The 20,157-nt window shown below is 46.4% G+C and carries 16 protein-coding genes and 1 riboswitch; of the genes, 5 read left to right on the top strand and 11 right to left on the bottom strand.

What is annotated here, in order from left to right:
• Nucleotides 1-86: 86 nt before the first annotated feature.
• The 7 genes from PAEAM_RS21645 to PAEAM_RS21615 form a co-directional block, all read right to left on the bottom strand.
• Nucleotides 87-512 carry a cupredoxin domain-containing protein gene (locus tag PAEAM_RS21645; RefSeq protein WP_017688751.1) on the bottom strand — a complete coding sequence of 142 codons (426 nt, stop codon included), beginning with the start codon at nt 510-512 and terminating at the stop codon, nt 87-89.
• Between the two features lie 205 nt (nt 513-717).
• The gene (locus PAEAM_RS21640) at nt 718-1,671 is read right to left on the bottom strand and encodes an EamA family transporter (protein ID WP_017688752.1); all 954 of its coding nucleotides are present in this window, start codon (nt 1,669-1,671) and stop codon (nt 718-720) included.
• A gap of 106 nt (nt 1,672-1,777) precedes the next feature.
• Nucleotides 1,778-1,888: riboswitch (purine riboswitch) on the bottom strand.
• Between the two features lie 147 nt (nt 1,889-2,035).
• On the bottom strand, nt 2,036-4,255 hold the full coding sequence (locus PAEAM_RS21635) for a DEAD/DEAH box helicase (protein WP_100528923.1): 2,220 nt from the start codon (nt 4,253-4,255) through the stop codon (nt 2,036-2,038).
• The gene (locus PAEAM_RS21630; protein WP_036670698.1) at nt 4,252-5,595 is read right to left on the bottom strand and encodes an ATP-binding protein; all 1,344 of its coding nucleotides are present in this window, start codon (nt 5,593-5,595) and stop codon (nt 4,252-4,254) included. The genes PAEAM_RS21635 and PAEAM_RS21630 overlap by 4 nt, the downstream gene beginning before the upstream one ends.
• Nucleotides 5,596-5,601: 6 nt before the next feature.
• The gene (locus PAEAM_RS21625; protein WP_243391432.1) at nt 5,602-7,149 is read right to left on the bottom strand and encodes a TerB N-terminal domain-containing protein; all 1,548 of its coding nucleotides are present in this window, start codon (nt 7,147-7,149) and stop codon (nt 5,602-5,604) included.
• Between the two features lie 239 nt (nt 7,150-7,388).
• Entirely contained in the window at nt 7,389-9,929 is a 2,541-nt protein-coding gene (locus tag PAEAM_RS21620) for a diguanylate cyclase domain-containing protein (RefSeq protein ID WP_100528921.1), read from the bottom strand.
• Nucleotides 9,930-10,245: 316 nt separating this feature from the next.
• Nucleotides 10,246-10,842 (bottom strand): biliverdin-producing heme oxygenase, encoded by a 597-nt coding sequence (locus PAEAM_RS21615; protein WP_100528920.1) that lies wholly within the window; start codon nt 10,840-10,842, stop codon nt 10,246-10,248.
• Between the two features lie 258 nt (nt 10,843-11,100).
• Between PAEAM_RS21615 and PAEAM_RS21610 the strand changes: the two genes are divergently transcribed.
• From PAEAM_RS21610 to PAEAM_RS21595, 4 genes are all read left to right on the top strand, one after another.
• Nucleotides 11,101-11,898 carry a Nif3-like dinuclear metal center hexameric protein gene (locus PAEAM_RS21610; RefSeq protein ID WP_100528919.1) on the top strand — a complete coding sequence of 266 codons (798 nt, stop codon included), beginning with the start codon at nt 11,101-11,103 and terminating at the stop codon, nt 11,896-11,898.
• Between the two features lie 525 nt (nt 11,899-12,423).
• Entirely contained in the window at nt 12,424-12,849 is a 426-nt protein-coding gene (locus tag PAEAM_RS21605; RefSeq protein ID WP_036608521.1) for a DMT family transporter, read from the top strand.
• Between the two features lie 45 nt (nt 12,850-12,894).
• Nucleotides 12,895-13,593 (top strand): Crp/Fnr family transcriptional regulator, encoded by a 699-nt coding sequence (locus PAEAM_RS21600; RefSeq protein ID WP_036670692.1) that lies wholly within the window; start codon nt 12,895-12,897, stop codon nt 13,591-13,593.
• Between the two features lie 14 nt (nt 13,594-13,607).
• On the top strand, nt 13,608-14,096 hold the full coding sequence (locus PAEAM_RS21595; RefSeq protein WP_100528918.1) for a DMT family transporter: 489 nt from the start codon (nt 13,608-13,610) through the stop codon (nt 14,094-14,096).
• A gap of 85 nt (nt 14,097-14,181) precedes the next feature.
• On the opposite strand, the gene PAEAM_RS21590 is transcribed toward PAEAM_RS21595, so the two are convergent.
• The 4 genes from PAEAM_RS21590 to PAEAM_RS21575 all read right to left on the bottom strand — a co-directional run bounded on the left by PAEAM_RS21590 (nt 14,182) and on the right by PAEAM_RS21575 (nt 19,384).
• Nucleotides 14,182-14,898, bottom strand: coding sequence for a YebC/PmpR family DNA-binding transcriptional regulator (locus tag PAEAM_RS21590; protein ID WP_100528999.1), 717 nt, complete (start codon nt 14,896-14,898; stop codon nt 14,182-14,184).
• Nucleotides 14,899-15,176: 278 nt separating this feature from the next.
• Nucleotides 15,177-16,898, bottom strand: coding sequence for an assimilatory sulfite reductase (NADPH) hemoprotein subunit (gene cysI, locus PAEAM_RS21585; protein WP_100528917.1), 1,722 nt, complete (start codon nt 16,896-16,898; stop codon nt 15,177-15,179).
• A 53-nt stretch (nt 16,899-16,951) separates the two neighbouring features.
• On the bottom strand, nt 16,952-18,787 hold the full coding sequence (locus PAEAM_RS21580; protein WP_100528916.1) for an assimilatory sulfite reductase (NADPH) flavoprotein subunit: 1,836 nt from the start codon (nt 18,785-18,787) through the stop codon (nt 16,952-16,954).
• A gap of 219 nt (nt 18,788-19,006) precedes the next feature.
• Complete coding sequence (locus tag PAEAM_RS21575) at nt 19,007-19,384, bottom strand: winged helix-turn-helix transcriptional regulator (RefSeq protein WP_051449752.1); 378 nt, start codon at nt 19,382-19,384, stop codon at nt 19,007-19,009.
• A 189-nt stretch (nt 19,385-19,573) separates the two neighbouring features.
• On the opposite strand from PAEAM_RS21575, the gene PAEAM_RS21570 reads away from it, so the two are divergent.
• A complete protein-coding gene (locus PAEAM_RS21570) occupies nt 19,574-20,134 on the top strand; it encodes an NAD(P)H oxidoreductase (protein ID WP_036608534.1) in 561 nt (186 codons plus the stop codon).
• Nucleotides 20,135-20,157: the final 23 nt, after the last annotated feature.

Raw genomic sequence — 20,157 nt, 5'->3', positions numbered from 1 at the left:
CCTGATCGATTTTACCCACTTTTCCATGATATCACGCACCAAAAAAAGGAGCAAAGCTCGGTGACCCGAAACCTTGCTCCTTCTGCTTATACGACCTTAATCGTTGCATATATCATGTACATGCCGCAATGGATCTCATATTCTCCCTTGGGCAGATCTTTGTCGACCGTATAATAATTGGGTCCCTTTTGCATGTATAGATCCATGCCAAGCTTTTGTGATCCCACTGATTTCACATGTGTCACCGACCGGGTCAGAATAAAGTTGATTTTGGTCGGTACGCCAGCTTTCACCTCGATAACGTCTGGTCCAAAACCATCGTTGCTCACGTCCACATCAATGACTTCATATCCCTTCAAATCCTCCGGAGTCTCAGCTTGTGCTGTTACTGCACTTCCCGATCCCGGGGATACGTCTTTGCCCATAAAATAAACCAAAAATGATCCAAGCAGTACAACAACGGTCAGACCCAGCGTTAACCAAGGCCATGTTTTTCCAAACCAGCTTTTCATATAAACACTCCTCATTCGATGTCCCATCAATATTCAATCAACAGACGGATGTATTCATTAAGCATACCTGATTCGCATGACAATGAAAATGACCCCTCTGGGCTATTGCGATTGAGCCATATTACCTCAATAGAAAAAGCCTGATTTCTCAGGCTTATCTACGGGTATTCCCGTTCATGCTTTGCAATATCCCTTTTTATATAACTCAGGAATAGATCGGTGTATTTCGACTTCGTCTCATGCGTAATTTATACAACTCTGGCAGGGCTACACCAATGAGCACAATAATAACTCCGAACCACTGCAATCCGCTGACATGCTCATGGAGCACGATTGAGGATAACAATACTGCAATTGGAAGCTCAACTGCACCAAGGATTCCGGCCATATCACCACCAATATGCGGAACGCCGATAGCGAACAGTACTGGTGGAATGAATGCCCCGAAGAATCCAAGTAGCAATCCAAATACAAGCAACTGGCTCCAGATCAATCCGTTAAAGAGGAATGTCGGTGGGAACAAAATGCACAGCAGGATCAATCCGCCTGTAACCATCCACGCACTGCGGAAGGCTGGATGCGCTGAAGGAACCGCTTTACCGCTGAACAAGACAAACAGGGAATAACTTACGGCTGCCATTAGTCCAAGAGCAATACCCAGACCGTTGAACTCACCCAATCCTTGTTCCAGGAAACCCGCTGCCAGCAAAGTTCCACCAAACAGAATGATCAACGTCAGGAACGTGACTTTGTCTGGACGTTGACGTTTGCTTATCGCCTGAATCAATACACTAATCCAAGTGAACTGGAACAACAGGATAATGGCAAGTGAAGCCGGAATGTAACGCAAAGACTGATAATACACGAGACCTGTAATTACGGTTGGTGTTCCAGCAGCCATCAATATCAGACGTTGTTTCCACGTCAACCGCTTGAATACCTGTGCCACGGCTCCTGATGCTTTGCCATTTGCCTGTGACTTACGTTTTGTTCTAAATTTTGTGTATAGCGCCAGCATCCAGGATAGAAGAAAACCCGTGATCAGCTGTGCTCCCACAACCTCTCCAAGTTTATATCCTTCGCCGTACGCCAGAACCACAATCGTGGATAATATGCCATAGCTCATCGCTCCCGCGAGAACGGACAGATAATATTTCATTGTGAATAAACCTCCTGATGATAAGAAAAATACGCCCGCATGTTGGTTCATGCCAAGGTCACAGACACCATCTAAATGCAAAAAATCCTAACTACGAGCAAGGAATACATTGATTCCTTGGCATCGTAGTTAGGAAGTATAGGCTTCCCGTAGAGACCCTCGCCCTGTGTACACTTTCGGCCTGCGAGGTTATACGAAATGATATATGCAATTTGATGTAATTCGTGTGTGACGACTTTTCATATATTACATGGGAGGTGAGATGGTGTCAACCCTATTCCGTATAAAAAGTTGAACTAAATTATTACACCGAGTCGCTTCGATCGCTGTACCATTCTTCGAGTACTCTGATTACGTAAAAACGTCATGTCCGATTGAAGCCTGAGGAGTCCCACTCCAATGTTTGCTGTAAACCTGCCTTCAATCCTTCCAGATCCAGCCCATCTACGGCAAAAGCCTCACGGATCAAAGGCGGCGCGACAAATTCATCATACTTGCCCAGATAAGGCGCTTCATCTTCAGCCAGTAACGCAGATGCGTCTTCAGCCGTTCGACATTCACTCATGATCTCGGCTAACAATGTTCGTTCGTCGACCTTGCCGGATACTACAAAATAATATGGCTCCATGGGCACAACCGAACGCAAGGCAAGTTTCTTGGACAGATTATGCTTCATCAGGCGCTCCAATGTACGGAATGATTTACTTCCCACCCAAGGAAGAACGTACATCGAATCTCCCCCTGCCGGAATCACGACCTGCTTTAACAGTCCGCTTTCACGAGCTAGGCGGCGCGCCCGTTCAAGTCGATTGACGGCTTGTGGTGACAGATAGGGATAGATGGTCGAGTCGGACAACACTTCACGCATTTTCTGTACTACCGACGTATGAATATCTCCTCCCGCTCCAAGCCATAACGTATCTACCTTACCTTTTGCAGACTTCACATACACAGCCTTGTGCTTGTGATCAACCTCTTCCACTTTCCACAGTTTTCCTGCGAGCGAGAAGCAATAGCCAGGTGGGGGCACGGTTGTAATTGAACCAATCTCTTCTGAGCCGTTTAATACTTTATGTTCCTCATCGTCTTTAAACACGGCGTAGAAGCGATAATTATTCACAATTTTCTCACCTGTCAGACCGATGATCAATGTTCGATCCTCTGTCCATTGCAGATGATCCGTCTCAATGAGGTAATTCAGGAATACCTGATATTGATCAGGTCTAATCAACGCAAATGGAGCCAGCGAAAGGATGGCTTCTGCAAGATCTCTCGGCTCCGCCTCCCCCATACTTTTCAACATGCTCATCGTCTGATGATAGAGCACACCTATGGGCATTTTGCGGGCTTCAAGCGGCTCGACCCATTTCGTTTTTACATAGAGTTCGATAACAGCAATCGCACGCATCAACGTCCACGGCATACGTGCTGGCAATTGCGCTTCCTCGTCCTCTTCCTCCGGACATACAAAAAGCATCTCCGAAGCCATGTCCTCTCGTCTCCCTGAACGTCCCAGACGCTGTACAAAGCTGGACGCACTATACGGTGCACCGAGCTGAACCACACGTTCCAGTTCGCCCAGATCGATGCCCAGTTCAAGCGTGACCGTTGCCGCAGCAACCGCGGGCCCCGATCCGGTGCGCAGGGCAGCTTCCGTCTCTTCCCTCAGCATGGCCGAGATACTTCCATGATGCACATGGAACACATCACGCTCTTGCCTGCGAGCCGCGACTCGCCGCATCTCAAGAATGGTGACTTCAGCATCCGTTCGGCTGTTGGTGAAGATCAGCGCTTTTTTACGATGTGTGCTCTCATAGATGAAGTCGTAGTACGCTTTACGTGCGTTATGAAGCTGCTCCGCCTGCTCCTCGTCCTGTGCATCTGGAAAGGAGAAATGTTCCACCCGCAGTCGCAGCTTGCGGCCCCCCGGTGAAGAGACCACATCCACCCCCTGCTGCGTTCCGGCAGCAAGCCAGGATGTAGCCGCATCATAGTCACTAAGTGTAGCCGACAAACCCACTCTTCGCGGTGCACAGCCAGCCATACGCTCGATTCTGGCAAGCTCGCTGAGTACTTGAATGCCCCGATCCGCTCCCATGAAAGCATGCACCTCATCGATGATGACATATCGCAAGTCATGAAACAGCGCCGGGATTGCATTCGGTCGATTCATGAGCAGACCTTCCAGCGATTCTGGCGTTATCTGGAGCACACCGGACGGATTTTTCATCAGTTTTGTTTTCTCCGCCTGAGGTACGTCCCCGTGCCAATGCCAAACCGGAATATTTCCTTCGGATAACAGATCCTTAAGACGTTCGAATTGATCGTTAATCAGGGCTTTCAGAGGTCCAATGTACAAAATACCAACCGACTTGGAAGGCCGTTCATACAGCTCGGTCAATGCAGGAAAAAAAGCCGCCTCCGTTTTGCCGGAGGCCGTTCCCGCCGCAATCAGCATATGATGCGGGGTATGAAAACAGATATTGCAGGCCTCAATCTGGGCAGGACGAAGCGACTCCCATCTTTTTTTATATATAAATTCCTGAACAAACGGCGCCAGCCGATAGAACGGATTATCACTCATAATTCAAACTCCGCCAGAAAGTCGTCCAGATCATCTGTATTCGCGGAAGCATCTGCCCCTTTACCCGTTTCCTGAGGTTTGGCAACCCGCTCGCCAAGTAATTGAGTATAAGTCACTTCAGGATTCTGGTGTAACGTATGCAGAACATCCATAAAGTCTCGTACTACTTCACGCGTGGTCAGCAATTCATCCGCACCCAGCCGGTTCACCGCCGTTTGCATAAAATCAACCAATTGTTCATCCGTCAGACTTGCGCTGTATCCAAAATGCAGGGCATGAATCTGCCGCAGCTTCTGGAGCAAAATCAGAATCTCTTCATGCGATAACATCGCCAGCTTCAGGATCGGACCTGTGTAATTCGCATACGCTTTGGCTGCATAACGACCATCAATAAGCCTGGAGCGAAGCGCTTCATAGCTGTATAGTCCGCGCCGTTCATCCTCCACAAATTGCGGGGTACCACCTACAAATATGCCCAGGTGCTCCGCTTTGCCCTGCATCGTATCATTGAACATGGTCAGCAATTTCTCATAGTTGCTTTGACGGGAGACACTGTTTGTAATTTTGTACAGATTCACCGCTTCATCAATGAACAACAACAATCCTTTGTAACCAATGCGCGCTGTGAATTCAGACCACAATTTGAAGTAGTCATACCAGTTATCATCGTCAATAATGACCCCAACAGCGAGTTCTTTTTTCGCTTCCGTTTTGGTTGCAAATTCTCCTCGAAGCCAGCGAAGGGCCGCCTGTTTGCGATCATCATCAGCCAGCTTGTACCCGTTCCAGTATGACGCCAGTACTTTGGCAAAATCAAAGCCGTGAACCAGATTCTGCATCTCCCCCGTCACTGCATAAATCTGTTTCTCTACCTCAAGCGGCAAAGCGGGATCATCCGGGCGCAGGTTCTGACTCTGCATCGTGGATTGTTGCAGCCCTGCGATCCATTTTTGCAAAATCGGCTCCAACGCTCCCCCATCCGGGCGTGTGCGTGTAGACAGACGAGTCATCAGTTCGCGATATGTCGCAAGTCCCTGCCCTTTGGTTCCCACCAATCGACGCTCAGGTGACAGATCCGCATCCGCAACAACGAAGTCACGATCCATCGCATAGTTACGAATCATTTGCAAAAGAAAGCTTTTACCGCTGCCGTAACGACCCGTAATGAGTTTAAACGCTGCGCCTCCCTCGGCAATATTATCCATATCCCGCAAGATGGCTTCCACTTCCGGTTTCCGACCAACAGCAATCTGCTCCAGTCCTATGCGCGGGACAACACCAGCTGTCAATGAATTTACAAGCGCGGTGGTCAGCCGCTTTGGTATTTTAAGTTCTGTCACTGCGTATCACCTCTTCACATGTTCGAACACATCTATATAATCAGGAACAATCCGATCACCATCAATCAGAAGATCACCGATCGTTTCCATAGCCACATCATTAATTTCATCCAGCAGAAGCGTAGGCATCGTTCCATATTGCTCAGCCAGACGCATCAGCTCCGTATCTGGACTTGCGCCAAGTAGAACATGAATCGTCTGTACCTGCTGAGGGGAGAGTTCCTTGGCAAAGAGCAGCCATTCTTCATCCAGATCAGCCTCAGCAGACTCGTCCCACTGCAACCTAATCGATTCTACTTGCGCTCCTGTTGCAATCTCTTCTGCGGATGGCTCCGACTCCATGGAACCTTCAGTTAGAGCAATCTCATCCCTTGCTTCTAGCGCATCGAATGGATTACTTGTAACAATTGCGTTGTTAACCTCTTCATCCTTCACTTCAGAAGGGTGATCATCCTCAATTGTAAGCGCCAATCGCACGTACTCACTTTCCTGCTGTAACGACGCCAATTTCTCTGTATCAATACGAATCATTGGTTGCTCCACAGTCTCAGCCTGCTCGATCGCATAAGCCTTGTCCAGGTAACGTTCAATCAGATTTGCAAGTTCGGGTTCAAGAGTCTGTCCTCGCAATCTGCCTCTGAATCCGAGCCGTTCACGAAGTTTATTTTCAGTACATCGATAGATCCGCGTAACCATCTGCACAAATTCAGCCTGTTCACCTATGGGCATATATCTGAACGATACCGATCTTCCATAGATCGAATCATCATAGACTGCTTTGCGAAACAGAATGCGCTCCATCGTGCGTTCATCGTTAGGATCACACTCAGGCAACAGTCCAACTTGTCGCGTACGTTCCAGGTACGAATCAACCAAGGCCATGACCCGCGGGATGTACTGCTCCATCACTTCTTTGCCGCCATCTCTGTAGAATTTACTGAGCGTAATATCGTAATCATAATATCTTTGCAGCATATTCAGCGATATATCCGATACATTATCCTGTAAAATGCGTTGCAGCTCCCTATCCAGCATCTCTGCTGGCAGGTATCCGCCCGAAAGGCCCATGACCTCGGATAAGGACATCTCCATCTGATGGACCAGCACATAATCGACCATCCACTCTTGCATATATATATTTAATTGGGGCAGCCGTTCACGGTAGTTCACCCATAGCTGCTTCAATTGATCATAACCATCCTGAGGATTCTGCCAGCCAATGCCGTTAATTAACTCGTAGATATGAACAAATAGATAGGACAGATCGGTATCCGGGTATCTCCCCTGACGTACTTCCTTCCTCCAAAACATATACCACTTGCGCTGGGCTTCATTCATCACGCCATACGTTGGCCAGTAACTCATAAAGGGAACCCACGGGGATACATCCCCCTCCATCTCTGCCCACTGCTTTGCTTCCTCTACAAAACGTTTCTCTGAGGACAATATGCCTCCACGATGCTGCATCGTATCATGTGCAGACTGCACAATGGTTGAACGATCGGGAACCGGAACTGTTGCTGTTTCAGGTTCTTCACTCAGATCTATCTCCATAAATTCCAATTGTCTTGAGTTGTCTTTCATAGAACGTTATCTCACCCTCCTCCAAGACAGAATACGAACAAGTGTATCCATAGGGATCATTATATCACTTGTCCTGTGTCTGCGGTGACGAAATTTAAACATTCCTGGACACAAAAAAGAAGGCATTTCTGCCCTCTTTTCATCATGTCTATTTAACTCTTTTCAAATAATGATTGTATCGTTTCAAATCGAACGTTGCACAGGCGTAATCACACGACAATTGCGCGATTTTTGCCTTCACTTTTGGCTTGAGCCAGCGCTCGACTCGCTTTTTCGATCAGTTCGGATGCATTGGAATTCTCATCTGGTACCTGTACTGCACCACCGACACTAACAGTGACGACTCCACTCGGACCGGATGATTCCCTTTGAATCTGTAGAGCCAGCACATGTTGTCTGATCTCTTCTGCAAGTTTAGCTGAATATTGTGACGTTGTGCTCTTCAATTTCAGCATAAATGTGCCTCCGCGAAGACGAGAGATCTGCGCCTCATGCTGTTCGCTAACCACCGTAAGCACCTCACCGATCCATTGCAGACACAAGTCGCCTCCTTGAAGGCCGTATGCTGCATTATACGAACGGAAATCATCAATATCTATAATGAGCAGTCCAAGACTGCATTTTTCCTGTAAACAGTCATCCCAGTCATCTTGAAGCTGTGACTTGAACACTGTCTGGATCGGCATATCCGTTAACGGATCAGTCCTCAGATAACTCTGCAGCTGGCTCGTCGTTTCGGTGTAATTGTCCTGTTCATGGTGAGACGTTCCACTGTGCAGTAGGACCATCACAGATGGCTTACCCGCATGCGTAACAGAAGCAAGTGTAATTTCAAGCAACAATGAGGTACCTGCTGCTGTGGTGAAATAGGACTGGCTGGTAATCAAACTTGTGTTATTGTGCTTTAATTCCTCAAAATTCTGTTGCAACGTCACTCTCGTTTGCTCAGGTACAAACGCCCTGAAGTCCTTGCCCATCAGGTTTTTGGAACTCTCGAACCCAAGCAGCTCGGCAGCCTTCGTATTACAGTAGATAATCTGACCGTCAGTCAAAGTAAAAAATGCCACGGGCGAGTAATCCATTAACTGCAAATAACGCTGTTCATTTTGTCGCAAAATACGAGCATTCTGCAGCGCTTGTTCTTCAGCCTGAACCAACTGGTTCTCTGTCTGCCGACGTACAATGGTTTTGAGTAAAGGTAACACGCTCAGCTCTTTGGATGTCCAAGGATACGAAGTTGATTTTACAACCTCACGCCATTTCTCGAATGATTTACGAGGAGATAACCGCATGCCATCATCTGTCTTTAACACTGCCTTCGCGGGGTCACCCGCCCAATCAACAACCTGGACGACCTCAGGTCGGAACCAGAGCATGTAGTTATGCTGTCCAGGCGAAATGGCAACATAAATAACTCCGGAAGCCTTATCCTGATAAGCTTTGGATGTTTCATACTCTGCACTCAGCTTCGACGTATGATAACTATAATCCTCGGACTTTCCTGCAAGCCAACCTGCCAGTTCACGAATCTGTCCGCTGTTCGGAGTTTCACCATACAACAACAACTTGTCCTGGTAACAGATTGCTGCTCCGGCAGCACCCATCAGGTTTAACACCGTCTCTTCTTCTCCCTGTAATTCCTCAAGGACTCGGGTAGGACTTGTGTTACCGATAAATATGTTGGCAATTCGTGAAGCGGCTTCACGTGATTGGATCTCTGCTTGATAATCATCGAGTTGCTGACGCTGGAACAATTCATTCGAGAAAAACGCACCCAGAAAATTGCACAGATTCCGTACGCGATGGGGTACATATCTGGCCGAATAATGATGGCATGTGATGAGTCCCCACAGTTGATTGTTATGAATAAGCGAGATCGTAACGGTCGCACCTACACCCATATTATGCAAATATTCGATATGAAGAGGAGATACGCTGCGCAGGACCGAAAGACTCAAATTTAGCGGTTTGCCTGTGAGCGGTTGGAGCATAGGTACAATCTCGACGGGTTTATAATCGACATTCACAATGGTTCGCAGCCAATTGCGAAGATACAATTCCCGAGCCTGTTTTGGAATATCCGAAGCCGGATAGTGGTGTCCAAGGAATGGTTCGAGTTCTTGTTCACGTGCTTCAGCAATTACTTTACCGTTCCATTGCTCGTCAAACTCATAGATCATCACCCGGTCATAACCGAGCATTCCCTCCACCTGTTCAGCCGCAATCTGACTTGCTTCCACGCGACTATCTGTACTTTTGATCCGACCAAAGAAACGGGATATCCATTCAAAGTCGGTAGTCTCCATGTCCTCTTTTTCATAAAAAGGCTCAATTTCCAGAATAAGCAGACCTTCACTTTCATGAAGAACAGAAGAAAAGATCCGGTCTTCACCGGATACCTTAATGGTCAGATCCATGTAATGCAAATCAGAGGTTACAGCTGCATTGAAGCTGCTAGCCAAAAGTTTGCGTACATCTTCCTTGCCAATCAGATTTTCCAAAGGCATGTCCAGAACGTCTTCATAGGCAATACCCAGATGGTCCTCCGTATTTTGGCTACACTGAACTATTGTTGGCGTATGACTGGTATTGATGGCCAAAAGAACACCATGAGGTTGAATAAAGCCGGGGATATGAATGGGTTCTTTATCACAGTTATTCAGATCTATAGGATCATTCGTGTAAGTCCCCTGATGAAGCAGTGTGCGGTTTAACAAATTTTGTTCTTTCTTGGACTTCGGTTCGGCCATGGCCAGGAAAATCCCCTCTCATGATGTTATATAAGTTGAAATAATGATTATTTACATTGCACTACGATGACAGAATAATCTTCCAATCGCTGTTATCCCCAGATTTTATCGATTCCCTTTTCTAGAGGGAAAAATCCGGTTATAAGCGTATGCTTCCGATGCAGCTTTCTTTCAGAAAGCTTTGGGCGAACGCTTCGCTTTTCCAGCTTTTTTCTGTCCTCTCCGTTAGGTGTAAATGTATTATTTCAACTTATATAGATACCTTTTAAATGTGAAAAAATCTGCCCTACAGGCGTTTGGGTTGATGAAAGGGATGTTACTTGTCCGTATTAATCCACTGGTCCAGTAGTCGGAAAGTCTCTGATGCACTATGCACCATATTGTCATGATCTTCTGGAGCACTGATGGACTGCTGCAGCAACCCCGTAAACTCGCTCCATCTTGTTCTTGTCTCTGAGCCGTAAGCATTGAAATATTCCAAACCACGATCAGCCTCAATGGGCAGGAACTGCGACAAACGCTTGGTCATGATTTGTCCACCGTTCGTGGACCCCTCAATTACATACAGGTATCCAAACAAACGGGCAGGTGTTGAAATATCCGGCAGTTCTTCACAGAGCGGAAGTTGGCTGATCTCTTCTTCACTGGCACCCAGATTTCGTAAATCTTTCTCCAACAGTCCAGCCTTGCCTCTAATCTCGATATCCAATCCCGTACTTCCCCAGAAAGGCTGTTGTAAAGCCTGATCTTCCAGCGGTTTCAGGAATCCATAAAATTTCTCTAAATATGTTCTATATTCTTCTATTGTCACAGTTTGATTCATAATGGCTTTTGCATAAGGGTTCTGTTCTACTTGTCTGTGATAATGAGCTGTCTCGCTCTTCAGACGTTCCATAATAGTTGTTGCTGTCATCGTAGTTATCCCCTTTCACAATCTGTTACAAGCAAAGACTCTATGTAAGTATACTTATTCTTGTTTGAGAAAACTATATGAATCCACATCCGTACTCAGCCAATACATTTCTCCGTTGTTATTTTAACTGACTGTAATCTGTATGTTTTAGTATTAACCGAAAACAATAAAAACGACCCTATAATCTGGAAAGCAGTAGATTTCAGATGTCAACATGGTACACTAACTTTATATCCTGTCATTGGAGGAATGCATTCTATGGATCTTACAGTTCAAGACGTTGTACTTCATCTCACAGATAACATTGAACTGCCGGAAAACACGGTAGATCAGCTCATTACGGGCTCACTTGATCGTAAGGTCAAAGGCATTATCATTGCTTTTATGCCCACACATTATGTTATTGAACAAGCCATACAGGAAGGTGCAAACTTGATCATTGCGCATGAATCCCCCTTCTACAACCATCACAGTTATACGGATTGGCTTGCAAATGATTCGGTTTATGTGGACAAAAGAAAGTTGATCGACGAAGCAGGCATTTCCATCTATCGATGTCATGATATCATCCACCGCTTCCAACCGGATGGCATTACTGAAGGACTGATTCAGGCCTTGGGGTGGTCCTCTTATGTGGAGCAACGACTACCGGAAGCAGACGTCCTTTCTTTTCCGGAAGGACGCACCGCCCAAGCTATTGCTCACCATGTGAAAAGTTCCCTGGGCATCGATTATGTACGCGTTGCAGGCAATGCGGAAATAGTCTGTAGACGCGCAGCGGTACTGGTAGGTTTTCGTGGTAATGGACATGTGACGATTCCTTTGATTCAGAATGAGCAATTGGATCTCATCATTGCAGGAGAAGGATTTGAATGGGAAACACCGGAATATATCCGTGATGCTGTGCAACAAGGCAAGTCCAAGGCAATGATCATGATGGGGCATGCCGAGAGCGAGGCTTCGGGAATGAAGCTATTAACAGACAGGTTGGCAGAACGTTTTCCCGAATTGTCTGTTCGTTTTATAGGCGAGAAGCCTGTGTACACTGTGATCTAATAGGATCATTTGATTTGTATGGAGAGGATCACGATCTTCTAGCTGATTGCTTCTAATTTTCATTGCCTATCCTACCCTGGAGCTTTGGATACTTTCTATGCTCCGGGGACGCTGGGCAGACTCTCGTTTCATTTCTTGGATAGCTAACGAACCTGACACCCTCTATTGAGCGAATATTTGCCGATTTTCAAAAGTAACGAATCTTAGACACCCTATGCCTCCATTCCCCCTGTTTTACCGCCCATTTCTACCCAACATAGCCCATTTAACGTCGCTGAGATTCGTTAGATTTCTCAATTCAATCGGATCAGTACAATAAGGTGTCACTGGTTCGTTAGATTATGATGAAAAATGAGTACTGAGCACATATGCCACGCATTTCTTCAAGCCCCATCTGGATTTCCCGAGTTCTTTATTGTACTCTAGATGCTGTGACTTCAAAGCTCAGGACATTTGTCCTTGGCGTTCAGAGTTAATTTATCATTTAATAATAGAAGTCGAAGTGATTGAATAAGGAGCGTACATATGAGAGGAATTATTTTTGCATTACTGGGCGGCGCGTGTATCACGCTCCAAGGGGTTGCCAATACTCGGATTAGCACCGACATGGGTACATGGCAGGCCGCTACGATTACACAACTGACGGGATTCATCTTAGCGGCGCTGATCCTAATGTTTGTTAGAGACACCAACCTTCAAGGACTCAAACAAGTAAAACCTATGTACTTGGCTGGAGGTGCTTTTGGCGCCGTCATTATTTTCAGCGAAGTGACGGCCATTCAGCAAATTGGGGTTACATTCACGATCTCGGCTCTGCTCATTGCTCAGCTGTTCCTGACTTTTCTGGTGGATAGTAACGGATGGTTCGGCGTGGTTAAACAAAAGATGAAACTGCCGCAATTTCTAGGCATTGCCTTAATGGTGACTGGTGTCATTATTATGAAACTATAGTTTTTGGAGAAGGATTGAAACATATCGTCGGGGGTGAATCACAGCGTGCAAGAGATCCATAACGAGCAACAATTAATACAATATCTGAAGCAATATCAACTCGAAACTGTATTTCACGAGCCCCTGCGTACACATATGACGTTATGCCACTTTGAGAAGTGTGAACTGATCTGTCGTGAAGGGGAAACTTCCGAATATTTGTACGTACTGGTCGAGGGTAAAATCAAGATTTTCACCACCTCCGCTCAGGACAAAACGCTGGTGCTTTGTTTCAAAACACCGCTTGAAGTTGTCGGTGACATAGAGTATGTCCGTGAAAGCGATATTGTTAATACGGTTCAGGCCGTGTCACCTGTGGTGATGCTTCGCATTCATTATCAATGGCTTGCTGAGCTTGCCAGCGATTATGCACCTTTACTTAAATTTTTGCTTAAAATCATCTCTCACAAATTCTACATTGACTCGAATTTTTCCAATTTCAACCTGATGTATCCCGTTGAGGTTCGTCTAGTCAGCTACCTGCTCTCCATCTCAACAGAAGAAGCGGGCAACGTCGTTCATGAAGAGCTGGACGCGTTCAATCTGACCGACATCGCGAATCTGATCGGCACCAGTTACCGACACCTGAACCGGGTCATCCAGAAGCTCTGTGCAGACGGGTTAATTGAACGACATCAGGGATTGATTATGATCAAGGACCGGGCGGGTCTACGTGAAATAACAGGTCACAACATTTATGAATAAGGAGTTCGACAACCATGTTAATCACAGGTATTTCGCTTGCACTACTGGCAGGTGCACTTGTCAGTCTGCAAACGATTTTTAATAGCAAAGTCAATGAACGTACCGGTTCATGGTCTACAACAACGATGGTGCTTTTCACTGGATTCATTGCTTCGTTCCTCATCTCTCTGCTGGTAGAGGGCAAGAATACATTCAGCTTTCAGCATATGCAACCCTGGTACTGGCTCAGTGGAGCCATCGGCGTTGGCGTGGTCTTCTGTCTCGTGCAAGGGATGAAGCTGCTTGGTCCCACGTATGCCATCTCAATTGTGCTAACATCCCAACTGAGCTTTGCTCTATTGTTTGATTCCATGGGGTGGCTCGGTCTGGAGCAAATTCCTTTTTCGTGGAATCAGCTGCTTGGTGTACTTGTCATTGTTGGGGGAATTATATTGTTCAAGTTCGGTGGGGGTAAATCGGAAAAATCAGAGCAGTCCCCTGGAACGTTGCAGTCTGACTCGTAAACGAACAAAAAAGAGTGTCCGTCCAATCCCATAGATTGGTCAGACACTCTTTTTATACAATCAAACCACGTATCGTCTCGTTATCTTAAACAAACTCTACGTTATGGTAAACCTGCTGAACATCTTCAAGGTCCTCAAGCGCATCGATCAGTTTCTCGAACTGAGCTTGTGCATCCTCTGGAAGTTCAATATGGTTTTGCGCGAGCATGGTCAGCTCGGCTACTGTGAATTCAGTAACACCCGCAGCTTTGAATGCTTCTTGTACAGCGTGGAATTGATCCGGTTCTGCATATACAATTACAGCTTCGTCTTCGTCCACGATATCACGTACATCCACATCTGCTTCAAGCAGAAGTTCCAGTACTTCCTCGGAGTTTTTGCCTTCTATACCGATAACCGCTGTTGGATCAAACATGTAAGCAACTGAACCACTGACACCCATGTTGCCAGCGTTTTTGTTAAACGCAGAGCGCACTTCCGGCGCTGTACGATTCACATTGTTGGTGAGTGCATCAACGATGACCATCGCACCATTCGGTCCGAAGCCTTCATAACGCAACTCTTCATAGTTCTCATCCCCGCTGCCTTTTGCTTTTTCCATCGCACGATCAATGATGGCTTTGGGTACATTATACGTTTTGGCACGTTCCAGCACGACTTTCAGTGCACGGTTCGCTTCCGGGTCGGGTTCGCCCTTCTTGGCAGCTACATAGATCTCAACGCCGAATTTAGCGTAGACCCGGCTCGTGTTTGCATCTTTTGAAGCTTTCTTTTCCTTGATATTATTCCACTTACGACCCATATCGTTTCCGCTCACTTTCAACATGTAATCTGCTTTCTACTATGCCATTATATCTTGTTGAGCGTACTTCAACAAGTTAATACACACGAAATAATGGGAATAACTGCGGTGATTATCCATCTCCATTTGAAGATTAACCTTAGTTTATCCTCTTATAAATCTCTCAGCAGAAACTAACGTTACCTCTATTCACTCCATATATAGCAGACAAGAAGCACCCCATAAAGGAATGCTTCCGCCCTAAATCAGTCCTAATTTCAGTTATCTTACCCGGTCAATTAAGCGTGAAATTGTCGACCATCCAACACTTCAGGAACATAACCTGCACGAATGACAAAGTCTCCGAAATGTTCCCCTTCATTGCGCTCTTTGGCATACTGGTTCACCATTGGAGTTAATGTGTCCAGAATCTCGGTTTCGCCAATGTTTTCTTTGTACAGCTTATTCAAGCGATGTCCGGTGAAGCTGCCACCGAGATACATGTTGTATTTACCCGGCGCTTTACCGATAAATGAAATCTCCGCCAGCATCGGTCTTGCGCATCCGTTCGGGCAACCCGTCATCCGAATGACAATCTCTTTGTCTCTCAGCCCGGCTTCGTCCAGTACAGGCTCCAGTTTGTCGATCAGGGACGGCAAGTAACGTTCGGACTCAGCCATCGCAAGGCCGCAGGTCGGAAACGCAACACAAGCCATTGAACTTCTGCGCAACGCTGAGTAATGCGCACCATCGGTCAGATTATACTGCTGAATCAGCGCTTCGATCTTTTTCTTCTTCTGGCTGCTAATATTACCGATGATCAGATTCTGGTTCGCAGTCAGACGGAAATCACCCGTATGCACTTTGGCAATTTCACGTAAACCCGTCATGAGAGGATATCCATCAACATCCTTTACACGACCATTCTGAATGAACAGCGTGTAGTGCCATCTGCCATTATTACCTTTTACCCAACCATATCGATCTCCGTTAGTCTCAAAATGATACGGACGTGCCGCATCCAGTTTCCATCCCAGACGGGTGGTCAGCTCTTCGACAAACCACTCCACACCACGATCATCCAGCGTATATTTGAAACGAGCATGTTTACGAACTGCACGATCTCCATAATCACGCTGAATCATAACTGTTTTCTCTGCAACATCAATCATTTGCTCCGGCGTACAGAAACCAATGACTTTGGACACCTGAGGATACGTTTTGGCGTCACCATGAGACATCCCCATGCCGCCTCCTACGGAAACGTTGAAGCCTTGCAACTTGCCGTTCTCCACAATAGCAATAAAGCCAAGATCCTGTGAATAGACGTCCACATCATTGGATGGTGGTACAGCAATACCGATTTTGAACTTCCGTGGCAAATACACTTTGCCATAGATTGGTTCAACTTCTTCGTCCGAGTCCTGGGAATCAACCACTTTCTCTCCGTCCAGCCACAGCTCATGATAAGCCCTGGTGCGAGGGTCCAAATGATTGCTCACCTGACATGCCCACTCATACACTTCAGCATGCACATCAGATTGATTCGGATTCGGGTTACACATCACGTTACGGTTTACGTCACCACATGCAGCCAGTGTGCTTAACAACGAATCGTTCACTTCGCGAATGGTGTTTTTAAGATCCCACTTCAGTACGCCATGCAGTTGGAAAGACTGACGTGTGGTCAGACGAATCGTCTCATTCGCATATTTATGCGCTACCCGATCCATCATCAACCACTGCTCCGGGGTTACAATCCCACCGGAAGCACGCACACGTAACATGAATTGGTATGCAGGCTCCAGCTTGGATTTGTGACGCTCGTTACGCAGGTCACGGTCATCCTGCATATAACTACCGTGGTGTTTCATCAGACGGTTGTCGTCCTCTGGAATAGCCCCCGTGATACGATCAGCCAACGTTTCGGTCAGACTTCCGCGCAAGTAATCACTTTTGATCTTTATATCTTCCACATCGCTATTCGTGCGCTGTGGGTTAAGTAAGTTATTATAAACCATGCTGCTTTCTCCTCTCGTCTCTGCGGGATGGTGCAATCCGGCTGGGCCGGTGATTAATAGACGTCCCGCTGATAACGTTTCTCCTGCTGTAACCGTGTCAGATATTCCGATGCCTGCTCAGGCGATAAACCGCCTTCTTGTTCAAGAATCGTGGTGAGCGCAGCATGCACATCATGTGCCATTTTTTTCTCGTCACCACAGATATATACGCTTGCACCTTCCTGAAGCCACTGGTACAGTTCTTTGCTGTGTTCCAGCATGCGATGTTGTACATACACTTTCTGTTCCGTATCACGTGAAAAGGCTACATCCATCTTAGTGAGCACACCATCTTTGAGCCAACGTTGCCATTCCGTCTGGTACAAGAAGTCCGTGGCGAAATGCTGATCTCCGTAGAACAGCCATGTCTTGCCCTCTGCTCCTGTCTCTTCACGCTCACCAAGGAAAGATCTGAACGGCGCAACACCTGTACCTGGGCCAACCATGATGATCGGTGTATCCGGGTTCTCAGGCAGCTTAAAATTCGGGTTATGCTGTATATATACAGGCAAGGTGTCGCCAGCTTCGATTCGTTCAGCCAGATGTACCGAGCATACACCATAACGTTCTCTGCCACGCGCTTCATAACGTACTGACCGAACGGTAAGATGAACTTCATCCGGGAAAGACTTCGAACTACTCGCTATGGAGTACAGACGTGCTGGAATTTTGCGAAGAGCAGCTACAAATTCTCCGGCAGGAATCCCTTTCAGATTATAATCCTGAACCAGATCCAGCAGATCACAGCTATTCATGACTGTACGGAATTCGGAATCATCTGCAAGTAATGCCGTTAGGCCACTCCCAGGATTCAGTTTCGCAAGTTGTTCCACGACCGGTTTCGTCACAGCTGTAATTTCAAAATAACGCAGCAACGCTTCGTGTACAGATACCTGATCGCCGTTTTTATTCACGGTCACGCGTTCATCGGCATTCCATCCCATGGCTGCAATCAATTCATCTACAAGGCGCGGATGATTCTCAGGGAATACCCCAAGGCTGTCACCTGGCTCGTAATCCAGGCTGGAACCTTCCAAAGACAACTCAATGTGGCGTGTTTCACGGTCCGATCCTCTGCCATTCAGATTGAGATTCTCCAACACTTCAGCCTTGAATGGATTCGTGCGATCATATTCGGATTCCCCGCCGCTCACCGCAGCTGTAACAGCCTCCGTGGTTACCGTACTCGCACCAGTAAATGTACTGCTTAAGGATGCCAGTACTTCATTCATCCACTCCGCAGCTGCTTCATCAAAATCAACATCACAGTCCACGCGTGGTACAAGGGCTGTACCACCCAACTCCTGCAACCGATTATCGAAGTCCTTACCTGTCTGGCAAAAGAACTCATAGGAGGTATCTCCCAGAGCCAACACCGAGTAACGAAGTCCTTCAAGCTTCGGAGCCCGTTTGCTGTTCAGGAATTCATGCAGCGGAATCGCATTATCCGGTGGTTCGCCTTCGCCATGCGTACTGACGATGATGAGGAGATTTTCAATTTTCTTGAGTCCGTTCGGTTTGAAATCTCCCATCGATGACAACGTTACCTGAAGACCTTGCTCTTCAAGTTTCTTGGCCAGCTTTTTCGATAGGCCACTGGAATTCCCGGTTTGTGAACCAAAAAGCACAGTAACTTCCCGGGATACTGGCGGAGCACTGACAGGTGCAATACCTGTAGCTGGTGCAGCCTGTACCAGGTTAGCTGGAGCCGCTATTGTCGCGCTTGCCTGAATTGCTGCAATATATCCGCTCAACCAAGTACGTTGTCCATCGGTCAATGTAGGAATAAGACGATTAAGCAGTTCAACTTGTTCTTGATTAAAAGGGCTGTTTGTCACTTGAAGTTCCACTGTTTGCCACCTCGCGCATTGCTTCGATTTTAATTCCGACTAAAATCATCACATTAATTTAATTTCTTCTCTCTAAAACCTAACACACCGGGTGTTGAGGGTCAATTTCAATGATTTTATAGCATTTATCAGTTTCGCTGATAAAGGACAAAAAACAACAAAAACCCTCCTTTTTAAATCAAGGATGGTTTTGTTATATTTTTAAATTTGACAGCCAGCTCAAGTTGAAGTTGAAAGTGGAGTATAGTCACTAAAATGATTTCCCAGCACTCTGCTTTTATCTCCGTATACTTTGTCCAAGTGATTCTCTCCCCATAGACATATGCGGTCAATGATGTCCTGCAGTGTCAAGCCGTACTCTGTCATCTCATACTCTACCTTGGGCGGAATCTGGGGATGAATGATCCGATGGATGATTTCATTCTTTTCCAGTTCACGCAGCTGCTGGGTTAAGACCTTCTGGGTAATGCCAGGAATGGCTCTGCGAAGTTCGCTTGTACGTTTTTTACCTGATATCAGCTGATGCAGAATAAGAATCCTCCATTTTCCACCGACCAATTCCAGCATCGCCTGCACACCACTCTCATATTTTTTCATTTCTTGTTCCACTTGTACTCCCCCATAATTCACATATATGTATATCCGTTATTAAAAGTAACCGAAGAACCCCAAAGTATCTACAGCACTCCCAGGTGCGTACTTCTCAAGAAGATGTCTTGAAACTTATAATAACATTGGTCAGAATGTTTAACCAAAATAAAAAGAAAAAAGGATGGTTACTCCTACATGAAAGTTAAACTGGTCGTTACTCACCCAAGACAGGATTCCCTAACATTTGCCGTGATGAATCGTTTTATAGAAGGTATGCAGGAGAATTCCCATGAAATCGATATCCTCGATCTATATCATGACGGATTCGATCCCCTATATCGTGTAGAAGATGAGCGAGACTGGCAAAATCCCGATAAACAGCATGCTCCTGTGATTCGCAAAGAGCTGGATCGTGTGCTTGCGGCTGATGCCATTGTATTTGTTTTCCCGATCTGGTGGTACAACGTTCCCTCCATGCTCAAAGCTTATCTGGACAAGGTATGGAACATGGGGCTGCTGAACAAGGCAAACTCCAAAAAGGCACTGTGGATTGCACTAGCTGGGGGAACGGAGGCTTCATTCCATAAATACGACTATTACAACATGATTTCCAACTATCTAAATAATGGGATCGCAGGCTATGCGAGAATGCAGGAATCCCGAGTCGAATTCCTCTATGAAACCATTTCAGAATCCAAAGAACATATCGAAGGCTTGCTTGAGCAAGCATATCAAATCGGCAAACATTACAATTAACAATTCGCAGATATTACAGATAA

This window comes from Paenibacillus sp. GM1FR, assembly GCF_002803315.1.
GTDB classification, from domain to species: domain Bacteria; phylum Bacillota; class Bacilli; order Paenibacillales; family Paenibacillaceae; genus Paenibacillus; species Paenibacillus amylolyticus.
The sequence above is the reverse complement of the archived record's forward strand: the minus strand, read 5'-3'. Positions and strand labels throughout refer to the sequence as shown.

Excerpts from the sequence above, each read along its gene's own strand:
- PAEAM_RS21635 (WP_100528923.1), bottom strand. The coding sequence starts at position 4,255 with ATGAGTGATAATCCGTTCTATCGGCTGGCGCCGTTTGTTCAGGAATTT.
- PAEAM_RS21620 (WP_100528921.1), bottom strand. The coding sequence starts at position 9,929 with ATGGCCGAACCGAAGTCCAAGAAAGAACAAAATTTGTTAAACCGCACA.
- PAEAM_RS21590 (WP_100528999.1), bottom strand. The coding sequence starts at position 14,898 with ATGGGTCGTAAGTGGAATAATATCAAGGAAAAGAAAGCTTCAAAAGAT.
- PAEAM_RS21605 (WP_036608521.1), top strand. The coding sequence starts at position 12,424 with ATGAGAGGAATTATTTTTGCATTACTGGGCGGCGCGTGTATCACGCTC.
- PAEAM_RS21610 (WP_100528919.1), top strand. The coding sequence starts at position 11,101 with ATGGATCTTACAGTTCAAGACGTTGTACTTCATCTCACAGATAACATT.
- PAEAM_RS21625 (WP_243391432.1), bottom strand. The coding sequence starts at position 7,149 with ATGGAGATAGATCTGAGTGAAGAACCTGAAACAGCAACAGTTCCGGTT.
- PAEAM_RS21595 (WP_100528918.1), top strand. The coding sequence starts at position 13,608 with ATGTTAATCACAGGTATTTCGCTTGCACTACTGGCAGGTGCACTTGTC.
- PAEAM_RS21645 (WP_017688751.1), bottom strand. The coding sequence starts at position 512 with ATGAAAAGCTGGTTTGGAAAAACATGGCCTTGGTTAACGCTGGGTCTG.
- PAEAM_RS21615 (WP_100528920.1), bottom strand. The coding sequence starts at position 10,842 with ATGACAGCAACAACTATTATGGAACGTCTGAAGAGCGAGACAGCTCAT.
- cysI (WP_100528917.1), bottom strand. The coding sequence starts at position 16,898 with ATGGTTTATAATAACTTACTTAACCCACAGCGCACGAATAGCGATGTG.
- PAEAM_RS21575 (WP_051449752.1), bottom strand. The coding sequence starts at position 19,384 with ATGAAAAAATATGAGAGTGGTGTGCAGGCGATGCTGGAATTGGTCGGT.
- PAEAM_RS21570 (WP_036608534.1), top strand. The coding sequence starts at position 19,574 with ATGAAAGTTAAACTGGTCGTTACTCACCCAAGACAGGATTCCCTAACA.
- PAEAM_RS21640 (WP_017688752.1), bottom strand. The coding sequence starts at position 1,671 with ATGAAATATTATCTGTCCGTTCTCGCGGGAGCGATGAGCTATGGCATA.